This window comes from Streptomyces sp. NPDC008163, from assembly GCF_042956885.1.
Lineage (GTDB): Bacteria > Actinomycetota > Actinomycetes > Streptomycetales > Streptomycetaceae > Streptomyces > Streptomyces drozdowiczii_A.
Genome location: NZ_JBIBHG010000001.1, coordinates 129,072 through 147,092, shown reverse-complemented (window position 1 = coordinate 147,092; position 18,021 = coordinate 129,072). Strand labels below are relative to the sequence as shown.

Below are 18,021 nucleotides of genomic sequence, written 5' to 3'. Positions count from 1 at the left end.
CGAAGACGCGCGAGACAGGCGCGGCGACGCAGCCGCATACGCATACTCACCGCCGTCGCCGTACCGGCGGCGCTGATCGGTGTGGTGGTGGTCCTCGCACCCCGCTGGGCGGGGGGTGACGGGGCCCCGGCGGTCGCCGCGCCCAAGCCGTCGCCCGTCGCCGCGTCCCCCTCCCCCACACCTTCCGCGAAGGCCGTCCGGAGCCCGAGGCCCTCCCCGTCGCCCTCCGTGAAACCCAGCCCCACCCGTATCCCCGCGTCCGGCCCCGGCACCTTCACGACCGCCCGCGCCGGCACCTCGTCCGCCGGGCAGTACGCGTACCGCGTCGAGGTCGAGGACGGCTCCGGCGTCGATCCGGAGGAGGCCGCCGACCGGATCGCCCGCATCCTCGCCGCCCCGCGCGGCTGGGCACAGGGCGGGAAGCGCACGTTCCACCGGGTGGCCTCCGGCCCGGCCGGGCTGGTCGTCCGCATCGCGACGGCGGCCACCACGGACCGGATCTGCGGACAGGGCGGGATGAACACGCACGGCGAGGTCAACTGCCGGATCGGCGAGAAGGTGATGGTCAACCTCAAGCGCTGGCAGACCGGTTCGCCCGAGTTCGACGGGCCGCTGAACGACTACCGCGCGCTGATCATCAACCACGAGGTCGGCCACTGGCTCGGCCACGGCCACGAGACCTGCCCCGGCAAGGGCCGCCCCGCCCCCGCGATGATGCAGCAGATCTACGGACTCAAGGGCTGCGTCGCCAACGCCTGGCCGTACGACGAGAACGGGACATACCTGGGCGGCCCCTCGGTGGCGTAACGATCCTTCAGGCGCCTCCTCCACGACCGCACCGCGACCTCATATGGATGTGGACTGAACCAATTGCCCCGATCACCGGTCCTACAGCGGGGGACGGAACGTCGATCGCTGGGGAGGGTTTCGGATGCCCGGACGGAAAGGGCGCCGGGGGGAGAGCGGCCGGAGCAGGCTGCTCGCATGGGCTGTCGTCCCCGTCGTGCTCGCGGCCGCCGCCGTCGCCGGCATCCGCTGGAACGACGCGCGCGGACCCGCGCCCGCCTCCTTCACCGTGGCCCGCGCCGCCGCGACGGACACCGGCGGGGGGAACGCCTACCGGGTGGAGGTGGAGGACGGCTCCGGGCTCGACGCGGACAAGGAGGCATCCGTCGTCGCGCGCATCCTGGCCGCGCCCCGGGGCTGGTCGCACCACGGGGAGCACACGTTCCGGCAGGTGGCGAAGGGGCAGGCGGGGCTGGTCATCCGGATCGCGACGCCGGAGACCACCGACCGCGTCTGCGGCGCCAGCGGGCTCGACACGCACGGCGAGGTCAACTGCCGTGTCGGCACGGTCGTGATGGTCAACCTGAAGCGCTGGCAGACGGGTTCGCCCGAGTTCGACGGGCCACTGGGCGAGTACCGGGCGCTGATCATCAACCACGAGGTCGGGCACTGGCTCGGCCGCGGCCACGAGACCTGCCCCGGCAAGGGCCGCCCGGCGCCCGCGATGATGCAGCAGATCGACGGGCTGAAGGGCTGCGTCGCCAATGCCTGGCCGTACGACTCCGAGGGGCGTTACCTCGGCGGGCCCTCGGTGCCGTAGGCGCTAACGGCCCCGGTACACCAGCCGCCCGCCCGCGATCGTCGCCACGCAGCTCGCCGCGCCCGCCGCGAGCAGCGCCGCCTCGTCCGGCGCTTCGAAGGCCGCGAGGTCCGCGCGGCCCCCGGCGGCGAGCGGCGCCGCCGTCGCCCCGGCCACCGCGCCCGCCCCGGCCAGCGGGTCGAGGCGGGGCTCGTCGCCGGTGGTCCGCGCGGAGGGGGTGCCGGACACGCCGAGGACCGTCAGCCCGGACCGCCGGACCGCCGTGAGCAGCGCGGGCGGGGTTCCGGGGCCGGCCGTCACCGCCGTGGTGCCGTGCCGCAGCATCCGGTGCAGCCCGCGCCGCACGCTGCCCGCGCGCCACGTCTCCTCGGGGCCCAGTGCGTCGAGCGCGGCGCCGGTCAGGGGCTCGGTGCCCAGCGCGTCCGCCTCGCGGGGGTCGGGGAAGTACCACTCCTCCAGGAGCCGGACCGCGTCCCGCTGCACCAGGCCCGGGGCGAGGACGCCCGGCCAGCGCCGGACGCGGGCGGCGGGGTGGGCGGCGGCCAGTTCCCCGTACGGCCCGAACGCGGCGACCACCGCGTCCCGTACCACCACCGCGCCGCCGGGCACGGGTGCGCGGCCGCCGCCCGGCAGGAGCAGGGCGGCGGCGTGAATCGTCAGCAAGGCGGCGTGGGCCTTCCGTTTGGATCAGGCTGGATCAGGGAGCGGGGCGTGGTGCGTGCGGCTGCAAGGCGGAGGAGGGCGGCAACGCGGAGCGTTGGCCACCGACGACAACGCCGGAGGGGGTCCCTCCCTGCTTGAGCGAAGCCGAGAGCTTGGGGGAGTGCGTGCCACGCCCCGCGAGCCCAGCCTGAGCCAAGCGGAAGGCCCTAGTTGGCGCTGAGGAGCTTGAGCTCGGGGTGCGCGGTGCCGCCCTCGATCGCGACGGACGAGATGTGCGAGACGACGCGCTCGTCCACCGGGTCGTTCGCCGGGTCGTCGTGCACGACGAGGTGCTCGTACGTCGTGGCGCGCTGGGCCGGGACCCGGTCCGCCTTGCGGATCAGGTCGATGATCTCCAGCCGGTTGGAGCGGTGCTTGGCGCCGGCCGAGGAGACGACGTTCTCCTCCAGCATGATCGAGCCGAGGTCGTCCGCGCCGTAGTGCAGCGACAGCTGGCCGACCTCCTTGCCGGTGGTGAGCCAGGAGCCCTGGATGTGGGCGACGTTGTCGAGGAAGAGCCGGGCGATGGCGATCATCCGCAGGTACTCGAAGAGCGTCGCCTGCGTCTGTCCCTTCAGCTTGTTGTTCTCCGGCTGGTACGTGTACGGGATGAAGGCGCGGAAGCCGCCGGTGCGGTCCTGCACGTCACGGATCATGCGCAGGTGCTCGATGCGCTCGGCGTTCGTCTCGCCCGTGCCCATCAGCATGGTCGAGGTGGACTCGACGCCCAGCCCGTGCGCGATCTCCATGATCTCCAGCCAGCGCTCGCCGGACTCCTTCAGCGGCGCGATGGCGGTGCGCGGCCGGGCCGGCAGCAGCTCGGCTCCGGCGCCCGCGAAGGAGTCCAGACCGGCCGCGTGGATACGGCTGATCGCCTCCTCGGCGGAGACCTTGGAGATCCGGGCCATGTGCTCGATCTCGGAGGCGCCGAGCGAGTGGATCACCAGCTGCGGGAACGCCTTCTTGATGGCCGAGAAGTGCTCCTCGTAGTACTCCACGCCGTAGTCCGGGTGGTGCCCGCCCTGGAACATGATCTGCGTGCCGCCCAGCTCGACGGTCTCCGCGCAGCGCCGCAGGATGTCGTCCAGGTCCCGGGACCAGCCCTTGGCGGTGTCCTTCGGCGCGGCGTAGAACGCGCAGAACTTGCAGGCCGTGACGCACACGTTGGTGTAGTTGATGTTGCGCTCGATGATGTACGTCGCGATGTGCTCCGTACCGGCGTACCGGCGGCGGCGCACGGCGTCGGCCGCCGCGCCCAGGGCGTGCAGCGGGGCCGACCGGTAGAGGTCGAGCGCCTCGTCCGGAGTGATCCTGCCGCCTTCGGCGGCTCGGTCGAGGATGGGCTGGAGGTCGGCCTTCTCGGTCACCGGGCTGTCACCTTTCGGCGGTTTTTCAACGGATCTACGGACCGGTTCAGCCTACGCCAGGGGGCTCAGCGGTCAGCCGTCGGACCGGGTGAGCGTGCCGTACGGGAGTCCCGCGCCCTTCTCGTCGGAGCGGAAGCGGAGCGTGCCGTCGGAGGCACGCGTGAAGTGGAGGTCGGCGGGGGTGGTGGTGCAGAGCCCGGCGGTGCCGGGGCGGTCCGGGTCGGCGCGCTCGCGCAGCTTCAGCTCGTCGTCGGAGGCGGTGGTGAGGGTGGCGACGCTGTAGCAGGTGAGGTCGATGCCCATGGAGAGGGACGTGGTCAGGCGGACCACGTCCGTGCCCTTGCGGCCCTTGGTGAAGACCGCGGTGAGCGTGCCGTGCGGTGCGCCCGTGGACTTCTCGGTGAGCGGGCCCTTCCAGGTCCCGACGAACGCGTCCGGCAGCTCGGCGGCCCCGCCCGGGGTCTTCGTCGGACCCTCCGTCGGGCTCTTCGTCGCCGAGCCGGTGGCCGAGTCCTCCGGCGCGGAGGGCTCGCCGGAGGTGGCGGGCGGCGCCTGCCCCGTGTTGCCGGTGTCGCCGCCCTGGCCCGGCAGCAGGTCCATCAGGAAGGCGCTGCCCACCGTCACCGCGGCCAGCGCCCCGGCCACCGCGAGCGCGAGTGTGCAGCTCACCTGGCGGCGCCCCGCCTTGTCGCCGCCCGCCGTCGCCCCCAGGGTCAGGCTCCGGCTCCCGGTCCGCTGCCCCGGCAGCCCGTCGGCCCCGGCGGCCAGGGGGTGCGACGGGTCGGCCGGTGGGCCGAAGACACCGAGCGCGGCGGCGGGCGAGCCGTACGGGCCACCGGCGGGTTCGCCCGCGCCGGGCGAGCCGTACGGGCCCCCCGCGGGCTCGCCCACCCCCGCCCCGAAGGACGGGTTGCTGAACGGCACAGGGCCCGACTGCACCGGGGCCTCCTGCGGCTCCAGGTCCAGCAGCGCCACCGCCGACCGGCTGACCTCGCGGACCAGCGGTCCGGGCAGCCAGCCCGCGGCGACGGCCGCCGCCGCGCCGCCCGGCAGCAGCCTGCGGGCCAGCTCGTCCGGGGTGGGCCGCCGCTCCGGGTCCTTGGCCAGGCAGGCGGCGATGGTCTCGCGGAGCGCGCCCTCCAGCTCGCCCAGCTCCGGTTCCTCGTGGACGACCTTGTAGAGGAGGACGGCCGAGGAGTCGCCGAGGAACGGCGCGGAGCCGGTCGCCGCGTACGCCAGGACCGCGCCCAGCGAGAAGACGTCGGCCGCGCCGGAGATCTCGGTCCCCCGGATCTGCTCCGGCGCCATGTAGCCCGGCGAACCGACGGAGACCCCGGTGGAGGTGAGGGAGGTGGTCGCGTCGATGGCCCGGGCGATGCCGAAGTCGATCAGACGGGGGCCGTCCAGGGCGAGCAGGACGTTGGACGGCTTCACGTCCCGGTGGATCAGGCCCCGCTCGTGCACCGCGGCCAGCGCCTCGCCGAGACCGGCGCCCAGCACCCGGACCGCGTGCTCGGGCAGCGGGCCGTGCTCGGTGACGGCCGCGGAGAGCGGTGGGCCGGCCACGTAGCCGGTGGCGATCCAGGGGACGGGCGCGTCCGGGTCGGCGTCCAGGACGGGCGCGGTCCACTGGGCGCCGATCCGGCGGGCCGCCTCCACCTCGCGCCGGAAGCGGGCGCGGAACTGCTCGTCGAGCGCGAAGTGCGGGTGGACGACCTTGACGGCGACGGTGCGGCCGCCGGCGCTGCGCCCGAGGTACACCCGGCCCATGCCGCCCGCACCGAGTCTCCCGAGCAGCCGGTAGGAGCCGATGCTGCGCGGTTCCCCGGCTTCCAGCGGCTGCATATCGAGAACTCCCCCTGTGAACCGGCCGGACCTCCGACCGAAGCCTAGTTCGTGTCCGCGAAGTATCGACCGGCCACGGGAGAAACCATCCGTCGATTCCGCCCCCAGTGGAACGAACGTCTCATTCAGCGCGATAAAAGGCGTGAATGCGCCGGTTCACACCGGAGGGCCGATTGCGCAATCCACCATTCATCGCATGTTCAACGAAATCGAAAATGCCATTCCCCGGCGGCGGGATGTTCTCATCCGCCGAGGAGCTCCACCTTCACGTCCGCCGGGAAGCCCGCCGCCTCGCCGGTGCGCCGGGCGAACTCCCGGACGCCCGCCAGCTGGTCCGGGCCGAAGCGGAAGTCGAGCGTCGTGAAGTAGCGCTCCAGGACCTCCGCGTCGAAGGCCTCCCAGCGCGCCGCCTGCTCGGCGACCTTGGTGACCTCCTCCAGGGACAGGTCGCGGGAGGCGAGGAACGCCTCGTGGACCTGCTGGACGGCGGTGGGCTCGGCGGCCAGGTAGTCCTTGCGGGCGGCCCAGACGGCGAAGACGAACGGCAGGCCCGTCCACTCCTTCCACATCGCGCCCAGGTCGTGGACCTGGAGCCCGAGGCGGGGCGCGTCGTGCAGGTTGGCGCGGAGGGCCGCGTCGCCGATGAGCACGGCGGCGTCCGCCTCCTGCATCATCAGGCCCAGGTCCGGCGGGCAGGTGTAGTAGTCGGGGGTGACTCCGTACCGCTCGGCGAGCAGCAGCCGCGCCAGCCGTACGGAGGTGCGGGAGGTCGATCCGAGGGCGACGCGGGCCCGGTCCAGCTCCTCCAGCGGCCGCTGCGAGACGATCACGCACGACATGACGGGGCCGTCGCAGCCGACCGCGATGTCGGGGAAGGCGACCAGGTCGTCCGCGTTCCGCAGGAACTCGACGAGGGTGACGGGGGCGATGTCGAGCTCGCCCCTGACCAGTTGCTCGCTGAGCTTCTCCGGGGTGTCCTTCGACAGCTCCAGGTCGAGCAGGGTTCCGGTGCGTGCCAGCCCCCAGTAGAGGGGAAGGCAGTTGAGGAACTGGATGTGGCCGACGCGCGGCCGGGGGCGACGGTCGTCGCCCGCGACGTTTGAAACGGTTGAATTGTCCACATCGCGAGGCTAGACCTGTCCCGGCCCGGCCGCCCCACCGGGGGCGGCGGCGCACGGCAGGGCCCTCTCGGATGGCTCATCCGGACGGCTATCAAACATCCGGGTGAAGTGATCTTTCCCTCTACCCCTACGTACACGCTGCGTGCTAGGCTCGACGGCAAGTTGCAGTTTGGTTTCCCTTGCAGTACAGAGCCTGCGGAGCATGTAACCCCGCAGGCTTTTGTAGTTTTCAGACTTCATTGCAGGTTCTGGAGCAGGGCAACCCTTTGGCCCAAGGAGGGCTTATGGCTACCGGAACCGTCAAGTGGTTCAACGCTGAAAAGGGCTTCGGCTTCATCGCCCAGGACGGCGGCGGCCCGGATGTCTTCGTCCACTACTCCGCGATCAACGCGTCCGGGTTCCGCTCCCTCGAGGAGAACCAGGTCGTGAACTTCGACGTCACTCAGGGTCCGAAGGGCCCGCAGGCTGAGAACGTCACCCCGGCCTAGTTGCCCGGGTCGGCCGATCGCGGCCGGTAAGAGCAGTACCCAAGGAGCCCCGCTCCTCCGCACCGGCGGAGGGACGGGGCTCCTGCCCGTGCGCGGCCCGTTCCGGCCGTCTCTTGACCTTCACACCATGTGAAGCCGTGCAGTGGGAGACGTCATGTTCACCATCGGAGACTTCGCCCGGTACGGGCGGGTGTCGGCCCGCATGCTGCGTCATTACGACGAGATCGGGCTGCTGCACCCGGACCGCACCGACCCCGCGACCGGCTACCGCTACTACGGCGCCGCCCAGCTCGCCCGGCTCAACCGGATCATCGCGCTCAAGGACCTCGGCTTCACGCTCCAGCAGGTGGGGGCCGTCCTGGACGACGCGGTGGGCCCGGAGGAACTGCGCGGGATGCTGCGGCTGCGGCGTACGGAGCTGGAGGCGGCGATGGCCGCCGCGGCGGCCAGGCTGGCGCAGGTCGAGGCGAGGCTCCGGTCCATCGAGAGCGAGGGACACATGTCCACGGACGACGTCGTGATGAAGAAGGTGCCCGCGGTGCGGGTCGCGGAGCTGACCGGGGTGGCCGGCAGCTACGAGCCGCAGGACATCGGCCCGGTGATCGGCCCGCTGTACGACCGGCTCCTCCCCCTCCTCGGGGAGGCGGGTCTGACCCCGTCGGGCCCGGGGATCGCCCGGTACGAGGACGTGCCGGGCGGCGGCGGCAGCGTCGCCGTGCACGCCGGGGTGACGGTCTCCGCACCGGTCGGGCCGGTCGGTGACACCGGGATCACCGTGGTCGAGCTGCCCCCGTTCGAGGCGGCGACCGTCGTGCACCGGGGCTCCATGGACGCCGTGCTGCCCACCGCCCAGACCCTGGCCCGCTGGATCGACGCCAACGGCTACCGGTCGTCGGGGTACGCCCGCGAGATCAGCCTCGAATGCCCGGAGGACCGGGACGCGTGGGTGACCGAGCTCCAGGAGCCGGTGGTCCGGGCGACGGCCTGAGACCGGGGGGCGCCCGTCCCGGAACGGGCGCCCCGCTTCGTGCCTTCCTGCCCCAACTGCCCCGTTCCGGATCGTTGTCGAGGGCTTGTGCAGAGAGCGGTCCGTTACTGACGGGCCGACCCTTCACAAGGCAGACTGTTGACGGCGATATCAACGGTATGGAGCAGTCCGGACGGTCTGGGACCGATCCGGGCAAAGCGGCCGTGCCGGGCCGTGCGCAGGCAGGACAGGAGGCAGCAATGGGCCGTGACGACGGGCCACGGGTACGCGTTCCGCAGCAGCGGGCCCCCGAGCGGGACCCGGAGCACGAGGCCGTGCTGCACTTCTCCGTACTCGGCCCGGTCCGGGTCCGCCGGGGCGGCGAGACGCTGGCGTCCGGATCGCCGCAACAGCGCGCGCTGCTGACGGCGTTGCTGCTGCGCGGCGGGCACACGGCGACGGCCGCCGAACTCATCGACGGCATCTGGGGCGACGAGCCGCCCTCGCAGGCACTGGCCGCCGTACGCACCTACGCCTCCCGGCTCCGCAAGGTCCTCGGCCCCGAGACCCTGGCCAGCGACTCCGGCGGTTACGCGATGCGCACCGGCGCCGACGCGCTGGACCTGACAGTGGCTCAGGAGCTGGCTTCCGGTGCCGAGAAGGCACGGGCGGGCGGCGACCGGGACACGGCGAGATCCCTGCTGAACAAGGCGCTCGGCCTGTGGGACGGCGAGGCGCTCGCCTCCGTGCCCGGTCCGTACGCGGAGTACCAGCGCACCCGTCTGGAGGAGTGGCGGCTCCAGCTCACCGAGACCCGCCTCGACCTGGACCTGGAGGCCGGCTGCCACGCGGAGGCGGTCTCCGAACTGACCGCGCTCACCGCCTCGCACCCCCTGCGGGAGCGGCTGCGCGAACTGCTGATGGTGGCCCTGTACCGCAGCGGCCGGCAGGCCGAGGCGCTGGCCGTCTACGCGGACACCCGGCGGCTGCTCGCCGATGAGCTGGGGGTCGACCCGCGCCAGGAGCTGTCCCAGCTCCAGCAGCGCATCCTGCGCGCCGACGAGGAACTGGCCCGCCCGGCGGACGAACCGGCCCCCGCCGCCGCGCCGGTCCGCCCGGCCCAGCTGCCCGCCACCGTCCCGGACTTCACGGGCCGGGACGCCTTCGTACGCGAGCTGGGCGACCGGCTCGCCACGGCGGAGGGGTCCGTGATGGCCGTCTCCGCGCTGGCCGGCATCGGGGGCGTCGGCAAGACGACGCTCGCCGTCCACGTCGCCCACCGGGCCCGCCCCCACTTCCCGGACGGGCAGCTGTACGTCGACCTCCAGGGCGCCGGGGCCCGGGCCGCCGAGCCGGAGACGGTGCTCGGCGCGTTCCTGCGGGCGCTCGGGACCGCGGACTCGGCCATTCCGGAAACGCTGGACGAGCGGGCCGCGCTGTACCGCTCGACGCTGGACGGGCGCCGGGTGCTGGTCCTCCTGGACAACGCCCACGACGCGGCCCAGATCCGCCCGTTGCTCCCCGGCACGGAGGGCTGCGCGGCGCTGGTGACGAGCCGGGTGCGGATGGTCGACCTGGCGGGGGCGCATCTGGTCGACCTGGACGTGATGTCGCCGGAGGAGGCGCTTCAGCTCTTCACACGGATCGTGGGCGAGGAGCGGATCAACTCGGAGCGGGAGGCCGCGCTCGACGTGGTCGCCGCCTGCGGCTTCCTCCCCCTGGCGATCCGGATCGCCGCCTCCCGGCTGGCCTCCCGCCGCACCTGGACCGTCTCGGTCCTCGCCGCCAAGCTGGCCGACGAGCGCCGCCGCCTGGACGAGCTCCAGGCGGGCGACCTCGCGGTGAAGGCCACCTTCGAACTCGGCTACGGCCAGCTGGAACCGGCCCAGGCCCGCGCCTTCCGCCTCCTCGGCCTCGCGGACGGCCCCGACATCTCCCTGGCCGCCGCGGCCGCCCTCCTCGACCGGGACCCGCACACGGCGGAGGACCTGCTGGAGGCCCTGGTCGACACGTCCCTGGTCGAGTCCGCGGCCCCGGGCCGCTACCGCTACCACGACCTGGTCCGCCTGTACGCGCGCTCCTGCGCGGAGCGGGACGAGCAGGAACCCGGGGAACGGGATGCGGCGCTGTCGCGGCTCCTGGACTTCTACCTGGCGACGGCTGCGGGGGTGTACGCGCTGGAGCGGCCGGGGGACCGGTTGGTGGACCACCTGGAACGCACGGAGGGCGCGGGGCTGTCCTTCAGCGACCGGCACGACGCCCAGGACTGGCTGTACGCGGAGGCCGGCACGTTGCTTGCCTGTCTGCGCCAGTCGACCGCCCCGACGATGCTGCGCCGGTCGATCGATCTGCTCTGGGCCGCCCTGGACCTGGCCGAGTCCGGCGCCAACTCCAAGCAGTACGAGGCGGCTGCCTCGTTCATGCTGGACGCCGCGCGCGCAGGGGGCGACCGCAGGGCCGAGCGCCGCTCGCTGGTCACGTTGAGCAACGCCCACCTCGTGGCGGGCCGGTTCGCCCTGGCGGACCAGGAGGCGTCCCAGGTGCTGGAGTTGGCTCACGAGACGGACGATCCGCTTCCCGACTGCTGGGCGTACAACCACCGAGGCGTCATCGCCATCTACCAGAGCCGCCACGAGGACGGCGAGAAGTACCTGACCCACGCGATCGAAGCCTTCCAGGCGGGCGAGAACCTTCCCGGGGAGGCGTCGTCGCTCTGCAATCTCTCCCGGGTGCACCTGGCCATGGGCCGTACGGCGAGCGCGGTGGCCCTGGCGAGGAAGGGCATCGAGATATACGACGGCATGGGCCACTCCCTGCGGGGCGCGAACGCCCGCTACGCCCTGGGCATCGCACTGACCCGGAGCGGCGATCTCCAGGAGGCGACGAGCAGTTTCCTGGAGGCCCTGGAGGTCTTCCGCGACAGCCGGCAGCGGCTGTGGGAGGGCATGACCATCTTCCGCCTCGCGGAGACGGATCTGGCCGCCGACAACCCGGCGCAGGCCGCCTCCAAGGCGGAGACCGCGCTGACGGTACTGCGCGGCATCGGCGGGGAGTGGCGCCGGGGCAACGTGCTGACGGTCCTGGGAAGGGCCTTGGACGGCATCGGCCAGACAGGGCGTGCCGAGGCGTGCTGGCGCGAGGCGATGGCCATCTACGACACCGACGGCTCCGAGGAAGCGGCCCAGATCCGTGCGCTGCTGGCCCGTGTCCCCTCCGAGCGGTCCTGAGGGCGACGGGCTCGTCGTTCATCGTTCGTTTATCGCCGGGCGGCAAGCTCATGCCTGTCGATCCGTCGCGTCGGGGGGCAGGCGGGACGACCAGTGGCCGGACCACTAAGGTGAGCGGCCCTGACAGGGGACCCACCCGGCAGTCCACGGGGGAACAGCCGGGTGGGACCTCCCACGCAACAACGCCAGCGACAACGGAGATGACCCCATGGGTGACAAGAAGAAGACCGACCCGATTTTCAAGCCGGCCGACACCCACGCCACCGGCGGGGACGCGGATCTGACGACGCAGGACACGCACGCCACCGTGGAGCCCCTGGACACCCACGCCACCGGGGGCGAGGTCAAGCCGCTCGACACCCACGCGACGAGCGAGCCGGCCAACTGAAGCCGTAATTCGACGGGGGCACGGGGGAACGGCCGCGGCGGCGCGGAGGGGAAGCCGCCGCGGCCGTCACGTGTGCGCGCGGTGCGCGCTCAGTAGCTCAGCTCGGCCGTGACCGTGCACTTCTTGACGCGGGAGACCTGGCGCGGGCTGTCCATCCGGACGGACACGGTCTTCGTGTCGCCGTAGTCCGCCTCCACCGTCGCCTCGCCCGTGTCGACCACACTGCCCATCGCGTCGAGGAACGTCACGTCCACCTCGTAGGTATGCGTACCGGAGGCGACCGGAGTCAGGCGGACGGTGGACGCGGTGACCGCCTTGCGCTTGCCCTTCGCGGGCTGGGCGCAGCGGAAGACGTACACCTGCGGCGCGTCCGACGCGGTGGCGGTGGGGGTCGGATCGGTGTACGTGGAGCCCGACGAGCCGCTCGACGATCCGTAGTCGTCGTCGTAGTCGTCGTCCGAGTCCGTGTCGTGGTACGTGCCGTTGCTCTTCTTGGAGTTGGAGCACCCGCCGCCGCCGCTGCTGTGGCTGCCGGACCGGCTCTTCCCGCTCTTGCTCCGGCTGCCGTGGCTGCCGCTCGAGAAGCCGGTGAGCGCGAGTACCACCGCGACCAGGACCACCGTCAGCTTGACGTGCTGCCGTCTCATCGAATCCGCCCCCGATTGTGTGCTGTTGTGCGTCGCCGGCCCGGATGGCCGGGCGACACGGAACCGTAACGCACAGCATGGCGCGGCTGACCGGCGGGCCGGTCATGGCCCTGTCACGGTCTCGTTCCCGTCTGGTGGCGGCTGTCACACGGGCGGCGTAGCGTCGGAGCGAGAGCGCTCTGGAGGTACGGAGATGATCCGCAACGTCCTCGGTGCGGTCCTCGCTCTCGCCGGAGCGGCGGCCGCCGTGCTGAGCCCCTTCCGTGACTGGTACGACGGCCGCCTCGGGCGCCGTCGCCGTCGCGCCCGGGAGTCCGGCGCACCGGACTCCGCCGCCCCCGACACGTGGCCCCCGACGTGGGAGCCGGGGCCTTCGGCCCAGACGAGCCCCTACCCGGAGCCGGAGGGGGACGACACGTACGTGGGGCCTGAAAGGCCGAGCCCGTCCGGCGATTGAGGACGGAACCCTCGCCCTGATGGGAGGGTGCGCGGGGCGCAGGCCCTACGCCCGGGAGCGGGCCCCCGTGCCGGTCCCCTTCAGCGCGTCCAGGGCGTACACGCAGCGGTCCTTGCTGCACGCGTACACCACGCCGTTCCGGACCACGGGCGAGCCCGTGATCTCGCCGCCCGTGGCGAGCTTCCAGCGGAGCTGGCCGCCCGCCGCGTCGAGGGTGTACAGGACGTGGTCCGCCGAGCCGAAGTGGACGCGGCCGTCCGCGACGACCGGGGCGCCCACCACCTCGCCGCCCGCCGCGAACCGCCACTTCGGGGTGCCGGTGACCGCGTCGAGGGTGTAGAGCGCGCTGCCGCTGCCCACATGGACGTTGCCCGCGACGACGAGCACCGGCTCCGCCGACTGGCGGGCCTCCGTGGCGATGCGCCAACGGTCCTTGCCGGTCGCGGCGTCCAGGGCGTACACCGTACCGAGGTAGTCCGCGAGGTAGACCCCGCCGCCGGTGACGGCCGGGCCGGGGGCGAAGGCGGGCGGGGACAGGAAGACCGCCGGGCACTCGAAGTGCCAGCGGACGTGTCCGGCCGCGATGTCCACCGCGAGCACCCGCGTCCCGGCGGCGACGTACACGTAACCGTCCGGCGCGGGCGTCACCCGGACCGGCACTCCGCCGCAGGAGGCCGCGTCACCGATCGGGTACGACCAGCGCTCGACGCCGGTCCGGGCGTCGAGGGCCCTGAGGCGGGCGTCCTGCCAGACGTACACCGTGCCGTCGTGGATGACCGGCCCGCCCTCCGGCGTCTCGAAGTCCGTCTGCGCGCCGCTCAGGTCCCAGAGCTTCTCGCCGGTCGCCGCCTCCCACGCCTGGACGCCGCCGCCCCGGGTGGCCGTGACGACCGTTCCCCGGTCGGCCTTGAGCGCGTACACCCAGGCTTCGGCGCCCACCCGCCACCGCTCGGCGCCGCTGGTGGCGTCCAGGGCGTAGAGGGACGGGCCGTCCGAGGCGTGGATGCGGCCGCCCTCGACGGCCATCGCCCAGGCGACGTCCCGGGTCTTGAACTGGCGCCGCCCGTTGCCGGTGTCCAGCGCGTGGACCTCGAAGGACGTGACGTACAGCAGGTCGCCGATGACGACCGGCGTGCCCCACACGTCGTTGGACATGCGGAACCGCCAGGGCCGCCAGCGGGCGGGTCCGGACTGCCCGGTGTCGGGGGCCTGCGCCGGAGGGGGCACGGCGGCGGGCGGAGGCGTGCCGTTGACCCCGGTGGGCGGCCGGACCCAGCCGGTCGCGGGGCCCGCGTCGGCGCCGGAGGCCGAGGCGCGGACGTCCTGGACGCGCGGCCCGGGCCCGATCGGCACCTGGACGCCGGTCAGCCGCACCGGGCCCCCGGCGTCGGGGGCGGGCGGGGTGGCGGGCCGGGCGGGGGCACCGCTGTGCCACGGGCCGTCCCAGTCCGCGCCGGGCGGCCGGTGGGGCGCGGTCTCGGCGAGCCGGGGCGGCGCGACGGGCGGCGGGGGCTCGGCGGGCGGGGCGACGGGCGGAGCCGTACGGCCACCGCCGCGGCGCCGCTCGATCAGCGCGGTCGCGGCGGCCGGCAGCCACGCGGAAGCCGTACCGCCGTCGTCGTCACCGCCGCCGGAGGCGAAGAGGTGCGGGGCGAGCTGGGCCTGGAGGTCGGCCGGGGTGGGCCGCAGGGCCGGGTCCGTCTGCATGCACGAGTCGATCAGCGGCCGCAGATCGTCCGGCAGGCCCGACAGGTCGGGGCTCTCGCGCAGCAGCATGAACACCGTCTCGACCGGATTGGCCCCCCGGTAGGGGGCGTGCCCGGTCGCGGCGAAGACCAGCGTCGAGCCGAGCGAGAAGATGTCGCTGGCCCCGGTCACGCTTCGCGAGTCCCGGGCCTGCTCCGGTGACATGTACGCGGGCGTGCCGACGGCCACGTTGGTCATGGTGAGCCGGGTGTTGGAGACGCCGGACGCGATGCCGAAGTCGATGACCCGGGGGCCGTCCTCCACGACGAGCACGTTCGACGGCTTCATGTCGCGGTGGACGAGCTGCGCCCCGTGGATGGACTGAAGGGCCTCGGCGATGCCCGCCGCCAGCCAGCGCACCGCCTGGGTGGGCATGGGCCCGCACTCGTTCACGATCTCTTCGAGCGAGGGGGCGGGGACGTACGCCGTGGCCAGCCACGGGACCGCGGCGCGCGGGTCGGCGTCCACGACGGCGGCCGTGTAAAAGCCGCTGACGGCCCGCGCGGCCTCCACCTCGCGCGTGAAGCGCACCCGGAACAGCTGGTCCTCGGCCAGTTCCGTACGGACGGTCTTGATCGCCACCCGGCGGCCCGACGCGGACCGGGCCAGATAGACCAGCCCCATGCCGCCGGCCCCGAGCCGTCCCAGCACCTCGAAGGGGCCGATCCGCCTCGGGTCGTGCTGCGTCAGCTGCTCCACTACTTGCCACCTCCCCGTACGGACCTCAGATGACAGAGGCCCGCGAAAATCCCGCCGTGTGCAGCGTCTCATCAGTGGACGCGGCCCGGCGGTGCGCACCCCGATTGTTCCTGGCCGGGGCCCCGGTTGCGAACCCGGGGGCGGATCGGGGTGTCCTGTGCCACTCCGCCCGTATCAGGACACAGGCTCCTGAAGTACGGCGAACTCGGCGCCCTGGTCGTCCTGGAGGACCGCCATCCGCCCGTAGGGGATGGCGAGCGGGGGTTCGGTGACCCGGCCGCCGAGCCGCCGGACGGTACGGGCGGTGTCGTCGCAGTCCGCGACGTTGAAGTAGCTCAGGAAGTGGCTGGGCAGCTCGGCCGGGAACGCGGCCGTGATGACGCTCCGCCCGCCGACCGCCGTCTCGGGGCCCGGTTCGGTGCCGGGCGGGGACCACGTACGGAAGTCCACCCGGTGCTCGTCGGTGTCGGGGACGTCCAGGGGCGAGTCGTCCACGTCCGCGCAGCGGAAGCCGAAGACCTCCTCGTAGAAGGGGTCGACGCGGTCCTTGGACCGGGTGTGGACCTCGGTCCAGCAGAAGGAGCCCGGCTCGTTCTGCTTCTGGAAGCCCGCGCGCTCACCGGCCTGCCAGAGGCCGAAGACCGCGCCGCCCGGGTCGGCGGCCTGGGCGAGCACGCCGTCGCGGCCGGCCGGGACCGGTTCGGTGATCACCTGGCCGCCGGCCGCGCGGACGCGGGTGACCGATGACTCGATGTCGTCGGTGGCGAAGTAGACGCCCCAGGCGGTCGGCATCCTGCCGTCCTTCTTCGCGGCCAGCGCGGCGACCAGCTTCCCGTCACTGAGGGCGTCGGCGAGGCGGTCGCCGTTCGGCCGGAAGGTCCAGCCGAACAGCTCTCCGTAGAAGCGCTTGCCCGCCTCCAGGTCGGGGAGCTGCACATCCACCCAGCACGGTGCGGACTGCGCGAACGCGGCCATGGACCCGGATCCTTCCGTCGTGGGGGTGACGCCCGTCACAGTCACGGTAGCTTTGCGGTGCGTGCGGCGCGCCCCGGGACCTTCATGAACGAACACGGGTTCGAAAGTTATCCACCGAAGTTATCCACAGGCTGTTAATAACACTGTTCGGACTGTGGGCAACGCGGTCGGCACGGGTGCCGGTACGGGTGCCGGTACGGCCCCGGCGCGAGGGCCGAGATGGGCGCCATTCCCCATTTGCTCCGGTCGAATCGCGCTCCGATCACCCGTCGGTAAGCTGACGGCATGACAGGACAAGTACGCACCGTCGACGGCCGCGTGGCCGGTCGACGCGGTCAGGCGACGCGGCAGAAGCTGCTCGACTGCCTCAGCGAGATGCTCAGCTCCTCGCCGTACCGGGACGTCAAAGTCATCGACGTCGCCCGGAAGGCGGGGACTTCACCAGCGACCTTCTACCAGTACTTCCCCGACGTCGAGGGCGCCGTCCTCGAACTCGCCGAGGACGTCGCCAAGGAAGGGGCGGACCTGACCGAACTGGTCTCCGGGCGCTCCTGGGTCGGCAAGGCGGGCTGGCAGACCTCCGAACAACTCGTGGAGGGCTTCCTCGACTTCTGGCGGCGCAACGACGCGATCCTGCGCGTGATCGATCTCGGCGCCGCCGAGGGCGACAAGCGGTTCAACAAGATCCGCATGAAGGTCCTCAACTCCGTGACCGGCTCCCTGACGGAGTCCGTGAAGGAGCTCCAGGCGAAGGGCAAGGTCGACAAGGACATCAGCGCCGCCGCGATGGCGGGCTCCCTGGTCGTCATGCTGGCCGGCGTCGCCTCGCACCAGAAGGGCTTCACTGCCTGGGGCGTCAAGCAGGCCGAACTCAAGCCGAATCTCGCACAGTTGGTGCACCTCGGCATCACGGGCAAGAAGCCGGCGAAGTAACGATCCTCGCTGGGGCGACGCGCGGTGACCCCGGCGCCCCCAGGTCCTGTCTCACCGACGGCGGACCACACCTGTGGTCCGCCGTCGGCGTATCCGGACGGGGTGCGGCGACCGCCGGTGCCACGCGCTGCGGCGTAGCGTCGGAGCCATGACCGACGCACTCGATCCCGCCGCCCGGCAGTCCTTCCTCCGGCTGCTGCACGCCCAGCGCGTCTGGGACACCGACCTCCCCGCCTTCGACCCGGACGGCGCGCCGCCGACCCCGCACGCCCTCTTCCTCGCCTGGTTCGCCGAGGCCGTGGCCGCCGGGGCAACCGAGCCGCACACCATGAGCCTGGCCACGGTGGACGCCGACGGTCTGCCCGACGTGCGGACGCTGATGCTGCACGACGTGGACGAGCGCGGCTGGCACTTCGCGACGCACTCCACCAGCGCGAAGGGCGGCCAGCTGGCCGCCCGGCCGTGCGCCGCGCTCGGCTTCTACTGGCCCGCGCAGGGACGCCAGGTCCGCGTCCGGGGCCCCGTCACCGCCTGCCCCACGGCGGAGAGCTCCGCCGATCTGCACGCCCGCTCGACCGGGGCGCTCGCCGCCGCGCTGGTGGGCCGGCAGAGCGAGCTCCTGGACTCGCCGGCCGACCTCGCCCGCGCATCCGCCGCCGCCTGGGACCGGGCCCGCGAGGAGCCGGACGCGGAGGCGCCGGCCTGGACGCGGTACGCGGTCGAGCCGCGCGAGGCGGAGTTCTTCCAGGGCGACGCCCGGCGCCGCCACGTGCGCCTCCGGTACCGCAGGACGGCGGACGTGACGACGGGGGCGGGGACGTGGGAGCGGGAGCTGCTGTGGCCGTGAGCGGCG

16 protein-coding genes are annotated in these 18,021 nt (G+C 73.0%); 9 read left to right on the top strand and 7 right to left on the bottom strand.

The genetic code is table 11. The features are described 5' to 3' along the window. The first annotated feature begins 84 nt into the window (after nt 1–84). Both ACFZAT_RS00715 and ACFZAT_RS00710 read left to right on the top strand, forming a co-directional pair. Nucleotides 85–807, top strand: a complete 723-nt coding sequence (locus ACFZAT_RS00715; protein ID WP_391260136.1) for a DUF3152 domain-containing protein — start codon at nt 85–87, stop codon at nt 805–807. Between the two features lie 124 nt (nt 808–931). Next, complete coding sequence (locus tag ACFZAT_RS00710; protein WP_391258197.1) at nt 932–1,606, top strand: DUF3152 domain-containing protein; 675 nt, start codon at nt 932–934, stop codon at nt 1,604–1,606. A gap of 3 nt (nt 1,607–1,609) precedes the next feature. Here the strand turns inward: ACFZAT_RS00710 and ACFZAT_RS00705 are convergent, their stop codons facing one another. The 4 genes from ACFZAT_RS00705 to ACFZAT_RS00690 all read right to left on the bottom strand — a co-directional run bounded on the left by ACFZAT_RS00705 (nt 1,610) and on the right by ACFZAT_RS00690 (nt 6,641). Continuing rightward, complete coding sequence (locus ACFZAT_RS00705) at nt 1,610–2,269, bottom strand: hypothetical protein (RefSeq protein WP_391258194.1); 660 nt, start codon at nt 2,267–2,269, stop codon at nt 1,610–1,612. A gap of 206 nt (nt 2,270–2,475) precedes the next feature. Next, nucleotides 2,476–3,675 (bottom strand): cyclic dehypoxanthinyl futalosine synthase, encoded by a 1,200-nt coding sequence (gene mqnC, locus ACFZAT_RS00700; protein ID WP_073964542.1) that lies wholly within the window; start codon nt 3,673–3,675, stop codon nt 2,476–2,478. Nucleotides 3,676–3,747: 72 nt separating this feature from the next. Then, entirely contained in the window at nt 3,748–5,520 is a 1,773-nt protein-coding gene (locus tag ACFZAT_RS00695) for a protein kinase (protein WP_391258192.1), read from the bottom strand. Between the two features lie 242 nt (nt 5,521–5,762). Continuing rightward, nucleotides 5,763–6,641 (bottom strand): MqnA/MqnD/SBP family protein, encoded by an 879-nt coding sequence (locus tag ACFZAT_RS00690; protein WP_391258189.1) that lies wholly within the window; start codon nt 6,639–6,641, stop codon nt 5,763–5,765. A gap of 284 nt (nt 6,642–6,925) precedes the next feature. On the opposite strand from ACFZAT_RS00690, the gene ACFZAT_RS00685 reads away from it, so the two are divergent. The 4 genes from ACFZAT_RS00685 to ACFZAT_RS00670 all read left to right on the top strand — a co-directional run bounded on the left by ACFZAT_RS00685 (nt 6,926) and on the right by ACFZAT_RS00670 (nt 11,711). Next, complete coding sequence (locus tag ACFZAT_RS00685) at nt 6,926–7,129, top strand: cold-shock protein (RefSeq protein ID WP_003967102.1); 204 nt, start codon at nt 6,926–6,928, stop codon at nt 7,127–7,129. Between the two features lie 154 nt (nt 7,130–7,283). Then, a complete protein-coding gene (locus ACFZAT_RS00680) occupies nt 7,284–8,117 on the top strand; it encodes a MerR family transcriptional regulator (RefSeq protein ID WP_391258186.1) in 834 nt (277 codons plus the stop codon). Between the two features lie 239 nt (nt 8,118–8,356). Continuing rightward, nucleotides 8,357–11,323 (top strand): BTAD domain-containing putative transcriptional regulator, encoded by a 2,967-nt coding sequence (locus ACFZAT_RS00675; RefSeq protein ID WP_391258184.1) that lies wholly within the window; start codon nt 8,357–8,359, stop codon nt 11,321–11,323. Nucleotides 11,324–11,531: 208 nt separating this feature from the next. After that, nucleotides 11,532–11,711, top strand: coding sequence for a hypothetical protein (locus ACFZAT_RS00670; protein WP_391258181.1), 180 nt, complete (start codon nt 11,532–11,534; stop codon nt 11,709–11,711). Nucleotides 11,712–11,800: 89 nt separating this feature from the next. On the opposite strand, the gene ACFZAT_RS00665 is transcribed toward ACFZAT_RS00670, so the two are convergent. Beyond that, nucleotides 11,801–12,358, bottom strand: a complete 558-nt coding sequence (locus ACFZAT_RS00665; protein ID WP_391258179.1) for a hypothetical protein — start codon at nt 12,356–12,358, stop codon at nt 11,801–11,803. Between the two features lie 193 nt (nt 12,359–12,551). Between ACFZAT_RS00665 and ACFZAT_RS00660 the strand changes: the two genes are divergently transcribed. Continuing rightward, the gene (locus ACFZAT_RS00660) at nt 12,552–12,815 is read left to right on the top strand and encodes a hypothetical protein (RefSeq protein WP_391258176.1); all 264 of its coding nucleotides are present in this window, start codon (nt 12,552–12,554) and stop codon (nt 12,813–12,815) included. 45 nt (nt 12,816–12,860) lie between these two features. Here the strand turns inward: ACFZAT_RS00660 and ACFZAT_RS00655 are convergent, their stop codons facing one another. Both ACFZAT_RS00655 and ACFZAT_RS00650 read right to left on the bottom strand, forming a co-directional pair. Continuing rightward, a complete protein-coding gene (locus tag ACFZAT_RS00655; protein WP_391258174.1) occupies nt 12,861–15,260 on the bottom strand; it encodes a PQQ-binding-like beta-propeller repeat protein in 2,400 nt (799 codons plus the stop codon). A gap of 174 nt (nt 15,261–15,434) precedes the next feature. After that, a complete protein-coding gene (locus ACFZAT_RS00650; RefSeq protein WP_391258171.1) occupies nt 15,435–16,235 on the bottom strand; it encodes a VOC family protein in 801 nt (266 codons plus the stop codon). Nucleotides 16,236–16,520: 285 nt separating this feature from the next. Between ACFZAT_RS00650 and ACFZAT_RS00645 the strand changes: the two genes are divergently transcribed. Together ACFZAT_RS00645 and ACFZAT_RS00640 are read left to right on the top strand one after the other, a co-directional pair. Continuing rightward, nucleotides 16,521–17,168 (top strand): TetR family transcriptional regulator, encoded by a 648-nt coding sequence (locus ACFZAT_RS00645; RefSeq protein WP_391258169.1) that lies wholly within the window; start codon nt 16,521–16,523, stop codon nt 17,166–17,168. 148 nt (nt 17,169–17,316) lie between these two features. Further along, nucleotides 17,317–18,015 (top strand): pyridoxal 5'-phosphate synthase, encoded by a 699-nt coding sequence (locus tag ACFZAT_RS00640; RefSeq protein ID WP_391258166.1) that lies wholly within the window; start codon nt 17,317–17,319, stop codon nt 18,013–18,015. Nucleotides 18,016–18,021: the final 6 nt, after the last annotated feature.